Consider the following 17275-nt stretch of genomic DNA (forward strand, 5'->3'; position numbering starts at 1 on the left):
ATCAGGACGACCAGTACGTCTCGGCGGTCCGCGGGATCACGCCGGACGGGAAGAGCGCGTCGACCTGGGTGCGGTAGCCGCGGACCAGGGCGTCCTTCCGGTCCAGGACGGTGTCGGGGTGTTCGTCGACGGAGTGGGGCCGCAGGCCCTCGCGGCGGACGAAGGCCGCGTCGGGAGCGTGCGAGAGGGCGTAGGGGAGGTCGGCGTAGTAGACGACGCGGCCGGGCCAGGTCGGGCCGAGGTCCCGGGTGACGAGATGGTCGACGTGGCGGCCGACGCCGAGCGGGGCGAGCAGCAGGTCGACGTCGCGGACGCGGCGGGCGAGGTCGGTGGCCAGAGCGGCACGCAGGGCCCGGTCGCCGCGGGAGACGCGGCCGCGGGCGATGTCGAACCGGTAGGTCGGGTAGCGGTGCGCGAGCTCGGGCAGCACCCGGCCGACGGCGCCCGGGACCGCACGGCGCCGGAACAGGGCGTCGACGTGGCCGGCGTGCTCGGCGCGTGCGTCGAGCCGGCCCACCACCTCCCGGTCCTCGGCGCGGCGCGCGGCGAACAGGGAGGCGGCGTCCGGGTGGGCGCACTGGCGCAGGAAGGAGCGGGCGGCCCGGGTGTGGGGCCCGGGCGAGCACGCGGTGAACAGGGTGAGCACGGTGATCTCGCTGCGGGTCAGCGTGGACAGCAGGGCGCCGCAGGAGAGGACGCCGTCGTCGAGGTGGGGGGACAGGACGAGGATGCGGGCGCCGCCGCGGCGGGCGTCGTCGAGCGGCGCGGGGAGCATCAGGCGGCCCGGTCGGGGGCGTCCAGCAGCCCGGCCGCGCGGAGGCGGGCGGCGACGAACTGGTCGGCCAGCGGGAGGCCGTCGACGAGGATGCGGCCGGCCACGACGGTCCCGCGTCCGGCGGCGATCGCCGCGAGGACGGCGCGGTCCCGGGCGGAGAGGGCGGCGGCGGGGGCGAGGGTGGTGGTCATGGCGGGCTCCTCGGGTCGTCGGTGATGAGGAGAAGCGTGGCGGCCGTCGGGGTTGCGCCGCGGTGGTGCGGACCCTCCGACCAGGTGGGGTCAACCCCCCAGCAGGAGGACCACCCCCGTGGCGAGCGCGGCCACGACGAGCAGGACCACGAGCACGAGCAGCACCGTGCGGCGGCGTCGGCCCGGGGTCGCGGCCGGAGCCGCGGGTCCGGGCTGTCCGGGCTGCCCGGGTGGGCCGGACCGGGCAGGGGCACCGGGTGGGAACGGACCGGGAGGACGGCCCGGCCCGGGCGGCCGGGGGCCGGGCGGGCCGGGGCGGAACGGTCCGGTGGGCGGGCCCGGGCGCCCGGGGCCGGTGGGCGTCGGTCCGGGCGTCAGCCCGGGGAGCGGTCCGGGGAACGGCCCGGTGTGCGTCCCGGGCGGATGTCCGGGCGCGCGGACCGGGCCCGTGCCCGTGCCCGCGGGCGGCCGGGGACGGGTCGGGGCGCCGGGCGTGGCCCGGACGGTCGTCGTCCGCGCGTCCTCCGCGGCCGGACGCAGCGGGGTGAGCGTGGTGCGTCCGTCCTCGCCGCCGGCCGCCGCGGCGGGGACCCCGGCGGCGGGTGGGGCCGCGCCGAGCCGGACGGCACCGAGGGCGACGACGTGGTCGGGCCGGGCCTCGACCACCACGGGCGCGGTCATCGCGGTCCGGACCGATCGGACGAGCAGCGGCACGCGTGCCGACCCGCCGACCAGCACCACGGCGACCGGAGCGGCGTCGCCGCCGGCGGCCTCGACGGCCTGCCGCAGCGTCGCGACCGCCCGCTCCACCACCGGCGCGATCCGCTCCTCGAACGCGGCGCGACGTACCGGCACGTCGACGTGTCGGCCGGGCAGGAGCAGGGGCACCGCGACCTCGTCGTCGACCGAGAGGGCCTCCTTCGCCGCCGCGCAGTCGGCGCGGAAGCGGGCGAGGGTCGGGCCCGACGACGGGTCCTCCGGGTCGAGATCGGCGAGCAGGCCCCCGGCCGTCTCGTCGACCAGCGCGGCGAGGGCCTCGTCCAGGTCGTCGCCGCCGAGCCGCTCGACGGCGACGGGGACGCCGCGCACCGCGCCGTCGGCGACGACGGCCGCCTCGCACGAGGTGCCCCCCAGGTCGAGTACCGCCACCGGCCCGGGCGGGAGTCCGCGGACGGCGTCGACCTGGCGGACCGCGGCCTCGGGGTCGGTCACGGTGTGGACGGCCTCGATCCCGGCGGCCGCCGCGACGTCCTCGACGAGCCCGCGGCGGTAGGGCCCCCACGACGCGGGGTGGGTGAGCACGACCCGGTCGGGCCGCCCGCCGCGGGCGGCGACGGCCCGGTCGACGGCGCCGCGCAGCACGGCGGCCAGCAGGTCCGTCGGCGAGGCGCCCTCCCCGCCGAGCAGGACCGGCGTCGGGTCCCCGAGGCGGCGGCGGACCGCGCGGGCGACCCGGTCCGGGTCGGCCACGGCGCGCCGCAACGCCGCGTCGCCCGTGACGAGTGCGCCGTCGGGGCGGCGGGCGACCACGGCCGGGGCGAGCAGCGCGGCGTCGCCGAGGGCCACCGCGTCCGCCCGGTCGGCGTCCCCGGCGGCGGCCGCGACCGTCGTCGTCCCGAGGTCGACACCCAGGACGTAGAACACGACCCCTCCCCGCTGGCCACCGACTCGGGCACGGATCGTAACCAGGGATGGTGCGGACGGGCGAGTGTTTCGGGCACGATGCGCGGATGCGCCACGCATGGTCACGCGCCGGCCGCGTCAAGGGGGTCAGCCCTCCGAGCTACGGGGATCCGCCCCCTGCCGCGGTCCACCGCTTGCGCCCCAGACTCGCGACCATGACGACGGCGGACGGCCCCACCCGCCGTCGGGACGTGCGGCGGGAGCACTGGACACGCCGCCGGCAGCTCGAGCGACGCCTCCACGACGGCGCGGCGGTGCGCATCTCCTCCCTCGCCCTGCGCCTGGGGGTGCTCGACGCCCCGCGCGAGCAGATCGAGGCGCTGCAGGACGAGGTGGCCGCGGCCCTCGACGAGCTGCGCGCCGTGGCCGCCGGGATCTACCCGCCCCTGCTGCACGAGGCCGGGCTCGGACCGGCCCTGGCCGAGCGCGCCCGGGCCACCGGCGTCGACGTGGCGCTCGACGTCGCCGACGACCGCTGCGGCCCGGCCGCCGAGGGCGCCGCGTACTTCGCGCTCGTCGAGGTCCTCGCCGCCGCCCGCGGCCCGCTGGCCGTCACCGTCCGCCGGGACGGCGCCACCCTCGTCGTCGCGGTCGCGGGCGCCGACCCGGGGCTGGCCGCCGTGCTCGCCGACGAGGCCGGCCCGCTCGGCGGGGACGTCGCGGTCACGGCGGCGGAGATCGTCGGGAGGTTCCCGTGCGGGTAGCGCTGGCCGAGGACGGAGCCCTGTTCCGGCAGGGCCTGGTCATGCTGCTGGAGGCGGCCGGGCACGAGGTCGTCGCCGTCGAGCCCGGGGGCGACGAGCTGCTCCGCGCACTCGCGGGCCGCCCCGTCGACGTGGCGGTGCTCGACATCCGCATGCCCCCCGAGCCCGACGGCGGGCTCGTCACCGCCGAGCGGCTCCGCGCGAGCCACCCGGACACCGGCCTGCTGTTCCTCTCGCACTACGCCGAGTCGCACTACCTCGTGCGCATCCTGGAGATCGGCACCGAGCGGATCGGCTACCGGCTCAAGGAGAAGGTCGGCAGCGTCGACGTCCTGTCCGACACGCTGACCCGCATCGCCGAGGGCGAGATCGTCATCGAGCCGGTGCTGGCCCGACGGCTCGTCGAGAAGCCCCGCACCGACCGCGCGAACGTCGTGGCGGCGCTCTCCGAGCGGGAGCGCGACGTGGTCCGGCTGATGGCCGAGGGGCGCTCCAACGGCGCCATCGCCGGGGAGCTCTTCGTCAGCGGCAAGGCCGTGGAGAAGCACATCGCGAGCATCTTCGACAAGTTCGGGCTGCACGCCGACGCGACCGAGAGCAACCGGCGGGTGCTGGCGGTGCTCACCTACCTGCGGTCGCAGCAGGGCGAGCGGTCGTGACGCCGGGCGCGCTGCGCGCCCTCGCCGTCGCCGGGGTCGTCGCGATCTGCCTGCTGCTCGCGGTGGTGGCCGGGGAGCTCGCGCTCGGCCCGGCGGGTCCGGTGCTCGCGCCGTTCGCCGGGGTCGCGCTCGCGGCCGTCGTCCTCGCCGCCACCGGTCTCGCCGGACCGGGCACGGGTCGGTCGTCCGACGTCGGACGGTCGGCGGTGCTCGCCGCGGCGACCGGGGACGTCGGGTCGCTCCCGGCGCTCGCCCGGGTGCTCGGGGAGGGCACCCGCGCCCTCCACGCCGACGTCTGGCTGGCGGGCGTCGACGGCCTCGTCGGGCGGACCGGCGAGCGGGTCGGGGACCTCGCGACGCTGCTCGCGCGCCCCGACGTCGACCACGCCCACCCCGTCCTCGACCGGCCGACGGGGGCGACGGGACCGGAGCTGCGCGCGGTGCTCACCGTCGGGAAGCCGGGCCGTCCGGTGACGGCGGCCGACCGGGCGCTGGTGGCCGACGTCGCCGACGCCACCACCCTGCTCGTCCGCGGCCTGGCCCGCGGCGAGGAGCTCCGCGGCCGGGTCGCCCGGGTCGCCGAGCTCGCCCGCCAGACCGAGGAGTCCCGGCGCCGGCTGGGCCACGCGCGGGAGGCGGAGCGGCGGCGGCTCGCGGCCGAGCTGGCGGAGGCCACCGGCGGGCGGCTCGCCGCGCTGCGGCGCGCCGTCGACGATGCCGGGGAGGTGCTCGACGACGGCCTGGCCCCGGACGCCGACGACGCCGACCGCGACGAGGCCGCCGGCCTGGCCCGCCACCACCTGGACGCCGCCCGGTCCCGGCTCGAGGAGCTGCTCGACCGCTTCCGCGTCATCGCTCGCGGGGTGCACCCGGCGGTGCTGCGTGACGAGGGCCTGCGCGCCGCGCTGGAGGAGGTGGTGGCCGACCTCCCGCGCCCGGTCCACCTCGCCGGCCGCTGGCCCGACCGGTTGCCGTGGGAGGTGGAGTCCGGGCTGTACTACGCCGCCGTCGCGGTGCTCGCCGCCGTGCCCGGGGACGCCCCGCTCGAGGTGACGCTGGGCCGGGCGGGCGACCGTGCGACCGTCGAGGTCACGTTCCCGCCGGGGGAGGGCGCGCCGGAGCCCGCGAGGGTGGCCGCCGGGCTCGCCGCAGAGGCCGACCGGCTCGTGGCGCTCGGCGGGGCGCTCGACGTCGACGCCGGCGGCCTGCGCGCCCGGCTCCCGGTCGAGCTGGCGCCGGAGGCCCGGTGAGCACGGCCGCGCCGGTCCGCCGGTCGCCGGCGCGGGTGGCGTACTGGATCGTGTTCGGCGTCGTCACGGCCATGACGCTGGTGTGGCTGGCCGTGGGTGCGCTCGTCGCGGTGTCGGGCGCGACCGGTCCGGGCGCGTTGAACGAGCCCCCGGGGCAGGCGGTCGTCGACTACCTCGCGAGCGGGGTGGCGCTCGTCGTCGCCGGGGTCCTGCTGCGCTTCGGCGGCACCGCGTGGCCGACCCGGCTGCTCGCCCTCGCGATGGTGGGCACGGCGGGCGCGTTCAACCTGCAGGCGCACGCCGCCACCTCCGCGGTCCGCGCGGTGACCGGGGTGGAGATCGGGGAGCTGCACCAGGTGCTGCTCCACGGCATCGCGGGGGCAGCGTACGCCGGCGCGCTGCTGACCGTCGTCGACGGGCCCGCAGGGCGACGGTCCCGGGTGCTGGTGCCGGTGGTGGCCGCCGTGCTCTTCCTCGCGGGGCTCGGGACGGCCCTGCTCCCGCACACCGTGAGCTGTGTCGTGTTCTTCGGGTTCGGGGTGCCGCTGCTCGGGCTCGCCGCGGTGGGGCCCGCCGTGCGCCGCGGCCCGGACCCGGAGGCCCGCGCCCGGGCCCGGCTGCTCACGAGCGTGCTGGTCGCCGCGCTCGGCGCCGCCCTCGTGCTCGCGGTGCTGACGCTCGTGCTCGCCCTGCTCGACCGGCCGGGGCTGACGATCGACGACCCCACCGCCCGGCACGGCGGACCGGGCGCCGGTCTGCCGCTCGCCCTGCTGTTCTGGTTCGCGCGGCTCACCGCGGCCGTGGTCGCGCTCGCGGTGCTGGCGGCCCGGCGGGCCCGCTCGGCGGAGCGGCTGCTGCACCGCGGTCTCGCGGGCCTGCTCACGGTCGTCGCGCTCGGCGGGCTCGCCGTGCTGCTCGCGACCCTGGTGTCCGCGGGGCTGGGCCGGGCGACCGGCGGGACGGTCACCGGCTGGGTGGTGGCCACCGCCGCCGTCGCGGCGTCGTGGCTGCCCGCCGCCCGGGCGGCCGACCGGCTCGCCGAGCGCCTCCTCTACGGCGACCGGGCCACCCCGGCCGGGGTCCTCGCGCGCCTCGGTGCCTCCACCCGCGGCGACGCGCCGCTCGACGCGGTGCCCGAGGCCGTGGGACGGGCCCTCGGCGCCCGGGCGGTGCGGTTGACGGTGCAGCGCGACGGCCTGCGCGACCGGGTGCTGACCTGGCGGGAACCCGGCGCCGGCGACGAGGAGGTCCGGTTCGGCGTCCACCACGGCGGCCGCGAGGTCGGCGCGCTCGCCGTCGACGCCGAGGCCCTCGCCGGGGGCGGGGACCGCACGCGGCTCGTGGCCGAGGTCGCCGACGGCCTCGGCGGGGTCCTCGCGGCGCACCGGCTGGAGATCGAGCTCGAGCGCCAGCTCCGCGCCGGGGTCGCGCACGCCGAGCGGATCGCGGCGGCCCGGCGGCGGCTCGTCGCCGAGACCGACGCCGAGCGGCGCGGCCTCGAGCGCGACCTCCACGACGGTGCCCAGCACCACCTGGTCTCGCTGCGGCTCACCCTCGGCCTGGTGGAGCACCTCGTCGGCGCGGGCCGGCTCGCCGAGGCCCGGACCCGCCTCGACGTGCTCGTCGACCAGCTCGACACCGCCGCGGCGGTGCTCGACGAGACCGCGAGCGGCGTCTCCTCGGCGGCGGTGGCCCGGCTCGGCCTCGTCGCCGCCCTCGAGGCCGACCTCGCGGGCGATCCCGCGGTCACCCTCGCCGCCGACGGCGTCGGCCGGTACGACCCGGAGGTGGAGGAGGCCGCGTACTTCGTCTGCCTGGAGGCGGTGAACAACGCCCGCAAGCACGCGGGCGGCGCGCTGGTGCGCGTCCGGCTCACCGGGCGGCCCGAGGTCCTGCGCCTCGAGGTCGCCGACGAGGGCCCGGGGTTCACCGTGCGCCACGACGGCCCGGGCCGGGGCCTGCGCAACCTCGACGCCCGCCTGACCCGGGTCGGCGGGCACGTCTCCGTCGCCTCGGCACCGGGGGAGGGGACGACGGTCCGCGCCGAGCTCCCCGTGCGCACCGCGGACGAGCCGGAGGCCCCCGCCGCCGCCCGGACCGGCCTGGTGGCGGCGCTGGTCGACGGGACCGGCCCGGGGGAGCGGGACGCCGCCCGGGAGCGGGTCGCGGCCGGGGCCCGGGCCCTCGTCGCCTCGGTCGCCCCGCCGCGTGCGGCGGGTCCCGCTGAGGTCGCCGACACCCGACTGCTCGCCGTGGTGCCCGGCCTCGCCGCGGGCCCCCGCACCTCCGGCGCCGCCGTCGGGCCCCCGCTGCCCGACGCCGGGTCGGGACTCTTCGACGCCACCCAGACCCTCCTGCGCCGGGCCGTCGAGCAGGTCCCGGTCGGCGACCCCGCCGCGGGTGCCGTGGCCGACCTCGCGGCCGCGGCCGTCGCCCCGTGGCGGTACGGCGTCACCGGGCCGACCCCGGCGGACGCCGCCGCCGTCGCGGCCGCGGTCGCCGGGGTCGTCGAGCGCCCCGCCGTCGTCGTGGACCTCGCCGCCCGGGCCGCCCTCGGCCCGCTGACCGCCGACGAGCTCGTCGACGCCCTGGTGCTGCTCGCCGAGGACGACACGGGGACGCGGGTGCCGGACTGGCTGGCCGACGTCCCGTCGGTCGCGGCCCGGGTCGTGCCCGCGGTGTCGGTGTCGGTCGAGGACCCGCTCACCGGCGTCGTCCGGGTGGCCCTGCCGGGGCCGGGCGCGCTCGGGGGCCGCAACGTGGGCCGGCTCGCGACGGTGCTCGTGGCCCGCTGCCGACCGCGGGCGGCGCGCCGCCGGGCGGCGACGGCCCTCGACGCGGCCGACCGGCTCGTCGCGGCGGCGCCCGGCCGCCCGTGGACCCGGTGGCTCGCCGTCGAGCTCGACCGGGTGCGGTCGGCCGGCGCCCGCGAGCTCGCCGAGGCCGCGCTCGCCGACGCCCTCGACACCGGCCGGGTCGTGCTGCCGGCGGGACGGCGGGACGCGGCGGTCCGCCTGCTCGCCGGCGGCGACCCCGCGCTGCGGCTCGGGGCGGATGCCGGCACCGACCCGGTCGAGCTCGCCCGGCTGGCCCGCGAGCAGCGGGCGGCGTGGGCGCGGCTCGCCGGGCACCCCGGGACCGGTCGCGACGTGCGCGAGGCCGCCACGGTGCTCGCGGCCTCGTGCGAGGGGGTGCTGGGGACCCTCGCCGACGGCGGCTAGTTCGTCCGGTCCGCGAGCTCGGCGCGCCACTCGGCGGTGCGGGGCCGGTAGGCGGCCGCGCACACCACCGAGCGCTCGTCGAGCATCCGCTCGAAGGCGGGCACGGTGTCCGCGACCTCGTGCGGCACGCAGTGCGTGGAGAGCTCGACCCGCTCCCGCCCGCTCGGGAAGCGGAAGTGCTCCAGGTCGGCGCGGCGCAGTCCCCAGCGCGAGGCGGCGACCTTGACGCGGCTGACCACGAGCGGACCGTGCACCCGCAGGTCGCGCAGGCACCGCTCGTCGACGGCTCCCTCCCCGCCCCGGCAGGCCCACGCCCGCTGCGCAGGGGAGAGCAGGTCGGCGCCCGCCCCCGCCCCCTCGATCACCCGGGTGGCGACCCGCGGGTCGACCTCGCTGCGCACCTCGACGTCGAGCCACAGGCCCCCGGGCACGACGTCGAGCTCCACCCGGCCCCCGCGCGGCGTGCCGCAGCGCGCCGACGAGCCCGCCCGGCGGGCGGACACGGCCAGGTCGTAGCGGCCGCGGGCGCGGCGGCGCAGCCGCACCTCGATCCCGACGCGCAGCAGGTCGAGCGCCGGGGTGTCGACGAGGTAGCTGCGCCGGGTGCTCCACGTGGGCGCGGCGCGCCCGGTGAGCACCTCGGCCACGGGGCCGGCCGGGCCGGCGAGGAGCGTCTTCAGCTCGACCGAGTCGGCGAGGCCGTGCTCGGCCGTCAGCCGTGACAGTGCTTCGGGCATCCCGAACCTGGGCACCGCGGCCCTCCCGACGGCAGGGGTGTCGACGGTCCGCGTCGATCCGTCGCGGGTGACTCTAGGGCCTGTCCGCGGCGGCGATAAGAGGCTCGCCGTGATCGAGATCCGACGCGCCGTCCACGATCCACTTGCCGTCGACCGGCGCGGTATCTATGGTCGGAAGTGGCTCAGCACACACCGCTCGGCGACTGATCATGTGCAGTCGTCGCCGTCCGTGGCGTGTCCTGCCGCCCAGCGGCCGACGTCGTCGGCCGAACGGTCGATCAGACCGTGGCGGCATCGTGTGCGCACTTCCCGGGACCCTGCGCAGGCACACGGCCGGGCGGGCCGTTTCCTCGGCCCGTCCCCCGCTCGACGCCGCCCACCCCGTCGTGCCCCACCGGCGCGGGGGATCCATGCAGTCGTGACGAGGAGGGGACGGCCGATGACGGCCACGGCAGACGATCGAGCGGACGAGCTCCACGCTGCGGGACTGGACGGACAGAACCGCACCACGTTGGGCCGGATGCTCGGCACCGGCAACGTGGGGTACGCCGAGGAGGGCGAGGACGGCGTCATGCGCGCCACCGTCCGCATCCCCGAGGACCAGCTGATCTTCGACCCGAGCATCATCGTGTTCCCGCACGGCGGGGACATCGAGCTCACGTTGATCAACGACGACAAGAACACCCACTGCGCCCTCCTGCCGCACAACGGTGACCCCAAGATCATCTGGCTGGTCAACCACTCGAAGGGCACGGCGCGGCTGAACCTCGACGGTCCGGGGGCCTACTGGTACGGCTCCACCACCGGCAACGACGAGGGCCGCGGGCTGACCGCCGCCCTGGTCATGGGTGGCGAGGTGCCGGACTCGGCCAAGCTCGACCGTCCGGCGCAGCCCCGTCCCTGAGACCCGAGAGGAGCACACGATGACCGACTACGTCGACGCCGGCGAGGCCGTCGCCCACCGCACACTGTCCAACGTCAAGGGCGAGGCGCCCGCGACGCGCAACGTCGACTACGAGCGCATCCAGGGTGCCCGGTCGGAGCCGGAGAACTGGCTCACGTACTACGGCACCTACGACGGACAGCGCTACTCGACGCTGAACCAGATCACCAAGGACAACGTCCGCAAGCTGGTGCCGGCCTGGGTCTTCCAGGCGGGGTCGACCGGCATGCACTCCGGCGCGTCCACCTACTCCTTCGAGGCCACCCCGCTCGTCGTCGACGGCGTCATGTACGTCTCCGGCCCCGACGGCAAGGTGTGGGCCATCGACCCGAAGACCGGCGAGGAGCTGTGGCGCTACAAGCACGCGTCGCCGTTCGACACCTCGCTGTGCTGCGGCAACGTGAACCGCGGCGTCGCCGTGGGCCACGGCAAGGTGTACATGTACACCCTGAACGCCCACCTCATCGCGCTCGACGCGACGACGGGCGAGAAGGTCTGGGACACCACCAACGGTGACGTCCGGGCCGGCGAGAGCGGCTCGGCCGCCCCGCTGATCGTCAAGGACATGGTCGTCGTGGGCAGCGCCGGCGGCGAGTTCGGCGTCCGCGGCCACCTCGACGCGTTCGACGCCCAGACCGGCGAGCGGCGCTGGCGCTGCTACACCGTGCCGAAGCCGGGCGAGCCCGGCTCGGAGACCTGGCCGGAGGACGGCGAGGCCTGGCAGCGCGGTGGCGCGAACTGCTGGATCACCCCGACCTACGACCCCGAGCTCGAGCTGCTCTTCCAGGGCACGGGCAACCCGGCGCCGGACTTCGACGGCGGCGTGCGCCCGGGGGACAACCTCTACACCGACTCGGTCGTGGCGATCGACGTGAACTCCGGCGAGATCCGGTGGCACTACCAGTTCACGCCGCACGACCTGTGGGACTACGACTCGACGATGGAGAACCTGCTCTTCGACGCACCGGACGGGCGCAAGCTGCTCGCCCACGCGGACAAGAACGGCTACTTCTTCGTCATCGACCGCACCAACGGCGAGCTCGTCCGGGTCTTCCCCTTCGTCGACCGCATCACCTGGGGCGAGATCAGCCCCGACGGCAAGGTGACGCCGAAGATCTACCCCGACGAGGAGGGCGTCCCCGTCCACTTCTGGCCCGGCCCGGCCGGTGGCAAGGAGTGGACGCACATGTCGTACAACCCCGAGACCGGGCTGATCTACATCCCGGTCCAGGAGGTCGGCGCGACCGCCACCCGCCGTCGTCGGGAGTTCAAGGAGTCGATCCCCTACTGGGGCGCCGGCGTGGCCGTCGACCTCGACGACCACTACGGCTTCGTCAGCGCGGTCGACCCGCTGACCGGCGAGGAGAAGTGGCGCTGGAACCACGAGTACCCGATGTGCGCGTCGAACGTGTCGACCGCGGGCGGGCTCGTCTTCCAGGGCACGCCGAGCGGCGAGTTCGTGGCCCTCGACGCGCAGACCGGCGAGAAGCTCTGGCAGTTCCAGTGCGGCAGCGGCCACCACTCGAGCCCGATCACCTTCGAGGTCGACGGGCGCCAGTACGTGGCCGTGCCGACCGGCTGGGGCGGCTGGGTCGAGGGCTTCCTGCCCGGCCTGCTCGGCGCCGCCGCGGGTGACGCGCTGTTCTGTTTCGCACTGCCCGAGGACTGAGTCCGAGGGACAATGGACGGACCGAATTCGAGGAAGGGAGGTCTGACATGGAGTGGGAGACCCCGGAGTTCACCGAAATCGGTGTCGCCCCTGAGGTGACGATGTACGTCGCCCAGATGGACGACTGATCTGGTAATGCCGCCAGGGGCGTCGGAGAAATCCGGCGCCCCTGCTCGGCGTGTGGAGCGAGAAACGGGGAACCCGATGAGTGCGCCGCCCGTGGCCAGCAAGTGGATCTGCGAGATGTGCGGGCTCATCTATGATCCGGAGGAGGGTGACCCCGACAGCGGCATCCCGCCCGGGACGCCCTTCGAGGACATTCCCGACGACTGGATGTGCCCGATCTGCGGCGCCGAGAAGGCGGATTTCCGTGAGGTGCAACCGGGAGAGGATCTCGACCTATGATCACCGGGTACGGCCACTTCGTCCAACTCGCCGAGTCGCTGCAGTGGGACGAGAAGGCCATCGACCTCACCGGCGACGTCGAGGCGTGGCCGGAGCTCGAGGCCTCCGAGCGCGAGCGGGTGCTCGGCCTGATCGCCGGTTTCTGCGTGGGGGAGATGGCGGTCGCGACCCACCTCGGCTCGTTCGAGGACCGGGCGAGCACCGACGACCAGATGGCCGGCTGCTTCCGGGCCCAGGCGCGCGACGAGGCCCGGCACGCCCGCTTCTTCGACCGCGTCGCCGGCGAGGTGGTCGGCATCCCCGGCGAGAGCCTCGCCGACCGGCTGGACACCCTGCGCGACCGCGTGAGCCCCGAGCTGCTGGAGCTGTTCGAGGAGCGCCTGCCCACCCTCGCCGCCGACCTCGCCGCCGGGGAGAAGGACCTCACCGCGGCGGTCAGCCTCTACCACATGATCCTCGAGGGCGTGGTGCTCACGGCGGGCCAGCACGCCCTGCTCGCCGCCCTCGACCGGTGCTCGGTGAGCCTGCCCGGCGTGCACAAGGGCATGGAGCTGGTGCTGCGCGACGAGCGCTGGCACATCGGCTTCGGCTCGCGGGTGATCCAGAGCGCCGACGTCGTCTCCGACGAGATGGAGGAGCTCCTCCAGCAGGGGATGAAGGCCGCGCACGCCTGGGGCGAGCTCATCGACCGCAAGGACATCGAGAAGGTGGAGCAGCTGCACAAGCGCCGCCTGAAGTCCGTCGGCATCAAGTTCTGGTGACCGCCCCGTGAAGGTCCGCGTCCTCGGGTCGTCCGCCGGTGGCGGGCTCCCGCAGTGGAACTGCTCCTGCGCCGGCTGCGCGGCCGCCCGCGCGGGCACGGTCGAACCCCGCACGCAGTCGTCCGTCGCGGTCATCGACGACGGACCCGCTGGTGCTCGTGCATTTCTCGTCAACGCCTCGCCCGACGTCCGCCAGCAGCTCACGGCGGCTGCCGACCTGCACCCGGGCAGCACGCGACGGAGCCCGGTCGAGGCGATCCTGCTGACCGACGCGGAGATCGACCACACGCTGGGCCTGCTCATCCTGCGCGAGGGTTCCGGGGTGACCGTGCACGCCACCGCCGCCTCCGAGGCGGTGCTGCGCGAGGGGACCGGCTTCCTGACGACGCTCGAGGCCTACTGCCCGGTCACGGTGGTCGGGGTGGGGATCGGGGTCGAGCACGCCCTCACCGACGACCTGACCTACACGGCGTTCGACCTGCCGACGGGCAAGACCCCGCGGTTCCCGACGTCGGGTCCGGAGGAGGGCCGCGTCGTCGGCTACCGGTTCCACGACCGCCGGACCGGCGGCGTCGTGGTGTACGCGCCGGGCGTGGCCGACCTCGCGCCGCTGCGCGCGGCGTGCACGGGCGCGGACGTGCTGCTCGTCGACGGGACCTGCTTCCACGACGACGAGCTCGTCCGGCTCGGGCTGGGCCGCAAGACCGCCGCCGACATGGGCCACGTCGCGCTCGAGCGCTCGCTGGACGCGTTCGCCGACCTCGGCGTGCCCCGGATCGTGCTGGTGCACGTCAACAACTCGAACCCGATCCTCCTGCCCGGGGCCGCGGAGGGCCTCGTCGTCGGGAAGGCCGGGGTGGAGATCGGGACCGACGGGACGGAGATCGTGGCATGACGGCGGTGGCGGAGACGACGTTGACCGAGCGGCTGCGCTCGCAGGCCTCGCGCTACCACGCGGCGCACCCGTTCCACGTGCGCATGAACGACGGCGAGCTGTCCCCGGCCCAGATCCGCGGGTGGGTGGCGAACCGCTTCGCCTACCAGGAGGCCATCCCGATCAAGGACGCCGCGATCCTGTCGAACTGCCCGGACGTGACCGTGCGCCGGCGGTGGATCCGGCGGATCACCGACCACGACGGCGTCGGGGACGACCCGGGCGGGATCGAGGCCTGGCTGCGGCTCGGCGAGGCGTGCGGCGTGCCGCGCGACGAGATGACCTCGCACGTGCACCTGCGCCCCGGCGTGCGCTTCGCGGTCGACGCCTACATCACCTTCGCGCGGACGAAGCCGTGGCCGATCGCCGTGGCGTCGTCGCTCACCGAGCTGTTCGCGCCCGACCTCATGGCGACCCGGCTCGCGGCGTTCGAGAAGTACTACACCTGGATCGACCCGACCGGCCTGCAGTACTTCCGCAACCGGCTGCACCAGGCCCCGCGCGACTCCGAGCACGCCCTGGAGGTGGTGCTCGAGCACTGCCGGACCCCGGAGCTCGAGCAGGCCGCCTACGACGCGCTGGCGTTCAAGAACGACGTGCTGTGGTCGATGATGGACGCGATCGACGCGGCGTACCCGGGATGAGCGGGGACGCGCGCAGCGGAGCCGGACCGTCGACCCTGCCGGTCCCGACGACGGGTGTCCCGCGTCTCGGGCGCGGGGTGAAGTTCCGCTACGACCGGGCCCGCGACCGGCACGTGCTCCTGCTGCCCGAGACCGTGGTGGAGCTCAACGGCTCCGGCGCCGCGATCCTCGAGCTCTGCGACGGGGTGCGGACGGTCGCCGAGATCGAGGCCGCCCTGCGGGAGCGCTACACCGACGTGCCCGAGGGGCAGGTCGTCGCCTATCTGACCAAGCTCGCCGAGCGTCGACACGTGGAGATCCATGACTGACGTCGAAGGGGCAGCGCAGCGGAGCGCGACCGCGGTGGAGGGGCCTCTCGGCCTGCTCGCGGAGCTGACCTACCGGTGCCCGCTGGCCTGCGCCTACTGCTCGAACCCGACCGAGCTCGCCGCCTACCGCGACGAGCTCACCACGGCCGAGTGGCAGCGGGTGATCACCGAGGCCGCGGACCTCGGGGCGCTGCAGTGCCACCTCTCCGGCGGGGAGCCGCTGCTGCGCCGCGACCTCGTCGACCTCGTGCGCACCGCCTCCGAGCAGGGGCTCTACACCAACCTCGTCACGAGTGCGCTCGGCTTCACCCCCGAGCGGGCGGCCGAGCTGCACGACGCCGGGCTCGACCACGTGCAGGTGTCGCTGCAGGCCGACGAGCCGACGCTGTCCGACCGGATCGCGGGCTCGCCGTCGTTCGCGCGCAAGATCGACGCCGCCCGGCGGGTGCGGGAGCTGGGCTGGCCGCTCACGCTCAACGTCGTCCTGCACCGGCAGAACATCGACCGGGTGGCCGAGGTCCTGGCCGCCGCCGAGGAGCTCGAGGCCGACCGCATCGAGCTCGCGAACACCCAGTACTACGGCTGGGCCGCGGTGAACCGCGCCTCGCTGCTGCCCTCGCGCGACCAGCTGGCGGCGGCCGAGGTGGTGGTCCGCGAGGCGAAGGAGCGCCTGCGCGGGCGCATGGAGATCATCTACGTGATCCCGGACTACTACGCGACCTACCCGAAGCCGTGCATGGGTGGCTGGGGCGCGCGCCAGCTCGTCGTCGTGCCGAACGGGAACGCCCTGCCCTGCCTCGCGGCGCACGACCTGCCGCTGCCGGCCGCGAACGTGCGGGAGCACCCGCTGGCCTGGATCTGGCGGGACTCGCCGATGTTCTCGGCCTACCGCGGCACCGACTGGATGCAGGACCCGTGCCGGTCGTGCTCGCGTCGGGAGATCGACCTCGGCGGCTGCCGCTGCCAGGCGTTCGCCCTCACCGGCGACGCCACCCGCACCGACCCGGTCTGCCACCTCGCGCCCGACCACGGCATCGTCGAGGCCGCCGTGGCCGAGGCGAACGAGGAGTCGCGTCCGGTCGAGCTCCCGCTGGTGGCGCGGCCGCACGCCTGAGGGGGCTTCGCCTCGTGAGTACTTGTGACGGCTATCGCCGTCACAAGTACTCACACGCTCGGCACCTCTAGTCGTCCATCGGCACGCCGCCGAAGGCCACCAGGCTGACGACGAAGTAGGCGACGTACAGGGCGAGCAGGACGATCCCGTGCCAGCGGCGCAGCCGGCCGGTGGCGAGGAAGCCCGCCGCGATCGCCGTCATGACGATGAGCACGGGCAGGTGCCAGGCCACCACGTCCTCGTCGACCGCGATGGCGCCGCCCGTGAGCAGGATGATCCCGAGCTTGCCGGTGACCGAGAAGACGACGCTGCCGATGACGTTGGCGACCGCGATCTCCGGCGCCCCCCGGCGCTGCGGCTCGGCGGTGAGGAAGATGTCCTCGAGCGACAGGGCCAGCGTCGCGATCGTGACGCCGAAGACGGTCCCCTCGATCCCGAGGGTCTCGATCACGCCCTCGGTGGCCTGACCGGCCGCGACGGCGCCGATCACGAGCCCGACCAGGGCGAGGACGGCGAGCCCGAGCCCCACCGCGGGGGAGTGCGCGCGGGCCTTGAGGAAGCCCTGGTCGACCCGCAGGTCGGCCGGCAGCGTGAAGTGGTGGCCCGGGGTGGCCGGCGGCTCGTCGCGCAGCGCGGTCGACCCGCCCCCGCCCCCGACCCCCGCGCCGACCTTTTCCAGCTGCTCGTAGACCTCGGCGTTGCGGAACACGGGCTTGCGGGCCGCGTACTCGCGCCACGCGACGAAGCCGACGAAGGCCACGAACGCGGCCAGCAGCACGATCCCGGACGCCAGGGTGAAGAACCCGGTGAGGGCGAAGGCGAGCATCACGATCGGCGCCAGCACGAACAGGACGAGATAGCTGCGCGGCACCTCGACCTCGCAGGGCGCGACGATGGCGGAGATCGCGAGCACGATCCCCGTCATCGCCACGGTCGTCCCGATGACGGTGCCGAGCGCGACGTTGCTCAGGTCCTCGAGATTCAGCACGATCCCGAACGCGAGGTCGTCGAACTCGATCCCGGTGAAGATCACGGCGATCAGGAACAGCGAGATCGTCCACCGGCTCGCCACGCCGACGAGATAGCCGATCAACTTCTCCGCACTGAAGACCAGCACCGCGATGCCGATCACGAACAACAAGATCGATTCCATACCGGTGCTCCCGCCGAATGATCGCCACGATGTCGAGTGCCACGATGTGATCGCGGTCGATGGTGATCGGCATCACCGGCGAAATCAACGGGTCGAAAGTCGGGGATCCGATCATCGGTGATCG

General features: G+C 75.6%; 18 protein-coding genes. 13 read left to right on the plus strand and 5 right to left on the minus strand.

The window, feature by feature from the left end; all coding sequences use genetic code 11:
* Position 1 precedes the first annotated feature (1 nt).
* The 3 genes from LN037_RS13675 to LN037_RS13685 form a co-directional block, all read right to left on the minus strand.
* Positions 2-775 carry a PIG-L deacetylase family protein gene (locus tag LN037_RS13675; protein WP_230753336.1) on the minus strand — a complete coding sequence of 258 codons (774 nt, stop codon included), beginning with the start codon at positions 773-775 and terminating at the stop codon, positions 2-4.
* Complete coding sequence (locus tag LN037_RS13680) at positions 775-966, minus strand: hypothetical protein (RefSeq protein ID WP_230753337.1); 192 nt, start codon at positions 964-966, stop codon at positions 775-777. The genes LN037_RS13675 and LN037_RS13680 overlap by 1 nt, the downstream gene beginning before the upstream one ends.
* 90 nt (positions 967-1056) lie before the next feature.
* Positions 1057-2610: an Hsp70 family protein gene (locus LN037_RS13685; protein WP_230753341.1), complete on the minus strand. Its 1554-nt coding sequence runs from the start codon at positions 2608-2610 to the stop codon at positions 1057-1059.
* 194 nt (positions 2611-2804) lie between these two features.
* Between LN037_RS13685 and LN037_RS13690 the strand changes: the two genes are divergently transcribed.
* From LN037_RS13690 to LN037_RS13705, 4 genes are read left to right on the plus strand one after another with little or no spacing between them, the layout of a single operon-like run.
* Positions 2805-3353, plus strand: a complete 549-nt coding sequence (locus tag LN037_RS13690; protein WP_230753344.1) for a sensor histidine kinase — start codon at positions 2805-2807, stop codon at positions 3351-3353.
* Positions 3344-4012, plus strand: a complete 669-nt coding sequence (locus LN037_RS13695) for a response regulator transcription factor (protein ID WP_230753346.1) — start codon at positions 3344-3346, stop codon at positions 4010-4012. The genes LN037_RS13690 and LN037_RS13695 overlap by 10 nt, the downstream gene beginning before the upstream one ends.
* Positions 4009-5262, plus strand: coding sequence for a sensor histidine kinase (locus tag LN037_RS13700; RefSeq protein ID WP_230753351.1), 1254 nt, complete (start codon positions 4009-4011; stop codon positions 5260-5262). Before LN037_RS13695 ends, LN037_RS13700 begins: the two co-directional genes overlap by 4 nt.
* Positions 5259-8483: an ATP-binding protein gene (locus LN037_RS13705; protein ID WP_230753353.1), complete on the plus strand. Its 3225-nt coding sequence runs from the start codon at positions 5259-5261 to the stop codon at positions 8481-8483. The genes LN037_RS13700 and LN037_RS13705 overlap by 4 nt, the downstream gene beginning before the upstream one ends.
* On the opposite strand, the gene LN037_RS13710 is transcribed toward LN037_RS13705, so the two are convergent.
* Entirely contained in the window at positions 8480-9220 is a 741-nt protein-coding gene (locus LN037_RS13710) for a hypothetical protein (RefSeq protein WP_230753355.1), read from the minus strand. The two genes, LN037_RS13705 and LN037_RS13710, sit on opposite strands and share 4 nt — an antisense overlap.
* Positions 9221-9659: 439 nt before the next feature.
* On the opposite strand from LN037_RS13710, the gene LN037_RS13715 reads away from it, so the two are divergent.
* The 9 genes from LN037_RS13715 (at position 9660) to pqqE (ending at position 15998) form a co-directional block, all read left to right on the plus strand.
* Complete coding sequence (locus LN037_RS13715) at positions 9660-10124, plus strand: MSMEG_3727 family PQQ-associated protein (RefSeq protein ID WP_230753356.1); 465 nt, start codon at positions 9660-9662, stop codon at positions 10122-10124.
* Between the two features lie 19 nt (positions 10125-10143).
* Positions 10144-11832 (plus strand): PQQ-dependent dehydrogenase, methanol/ethanol family, encoded by a 1689-nt coding sequence (locus LN037_RS13720; protein ID WP_230753357.1) that lies wholly within the window; start codon positions 10144-10146, stop codon positions 11830-11832.
* Positions 11833-11879: 47 nt separating this feature from the next.
* A complete protein-coding gene (gene pqqA / locus LN037_RS13725) occupies positions 11880-11960 on the plus strand; it encodes a pyrroloquinoline quinone precursor peptide PqqA (RefSeq protein WP_230753680.1) in 81 nt (26 codons plus the stop codon).
* A gap of 91 nt (positions 11961-12051) precedes the next feature.
* A complete protein-coding gene (gene rd / locus LN037_RS13730) occupies positions 12052-12237 on the plus strand; it encodes a rubredoxin (RefSeq protein WP_343054021.1) in 186 nt (61 codons plus the stop codon).
* Positions 12234-12998, plus strand: coding sequence for a ribonucleotide-diphosphate reductase subunit beta (locus LN037_RS13735; RefSeq protein WP_230753361.1), 765 nt, complete (start codon positions 12234-12236; stop codon positions 12996-12998). The genes rd and LN037_RS13735 overlap by 4 nt, the downstream gene beginning before the upstream one ends.
* A gap of 7 nt (positions 12999-13005) precedes the next feature.
* Positions 13006-13893 (plus strand): pyrroloquinoline quinone biosynthesis protein PqqB, encoded by an 888-nt coding sequence (gene pqqB, locus LN037_RS13740; protein WP_230753363.1) that lies wholly within the window; start codon positions 13006-13008, stop codon positions 13891-13893.
* The gene (gene pqqC, locus LN037_RS13745) at positions 13890-14576 is read left to right on the plus strand and encodes a pyrroloquinoline-quinone synthase PqqC (protein ID WP_230753365.1); all 687 of its coding nucleotides are present in this window, start codon (positions 13890-13892) and stop codon (positions 14574-14576) included. Before pqqB ends, pqqC begins: the two co-directional genes overlap by 4 nt.
* On the plus strand, positions 14573-14884 hold the full coding sequence (gene pqqD, locus LN037_RS13750) for a pyrroloquinoline quinone biosynthesis peptide chaperone PqqD (protein ID WP_230753367.1): 312 nt from the start codon (positions 14573-14575) through the stop codon (positions 14882-14884). Before pqqC ends, pqqD begins: the two co-directional genes overlap by 4 nt.
* A complete protein-coding gene (gene pqqE, locus LN037_RS13755) occupies positions 14877-15998 on the plus strand; it encodes a pyrroloquinoline quinone biosynthesis protein PqqE (protein WP_230753369.1) in 1122 nt (373 codons plus the stop codon). The genes pqqD and pqqE overlap by 8 nt, the downstream gene beginning before the upstream one ends.
* Before the next feature lie 67 nt (positions 15999-16065).
* Here the strand turns inward: pqqE and LN037_RS13760 are convergent, their stop codons facing one another.
* A complete protein-coding gene (locus tag LN037_RS13760; protein ID WP_230753371.1) occupies positions 16066-17151 on the minus strand; it encodes a sodium:calcium antiporter in 1086 nt (361 codons plus the stop codon).
* Between the last annotated feature and the right edge of the window lie 124 nt (positions 17152-17275).

This window comes from Actinomycetospora soli, from assembly GCF_021026295.1.
GTDB lineage: Bacteria > Actinomycetota > Actinomycetes > Mycobacteriales > Pseudonocardiaceae > Actinomycetospora > Actinomycetospora soli.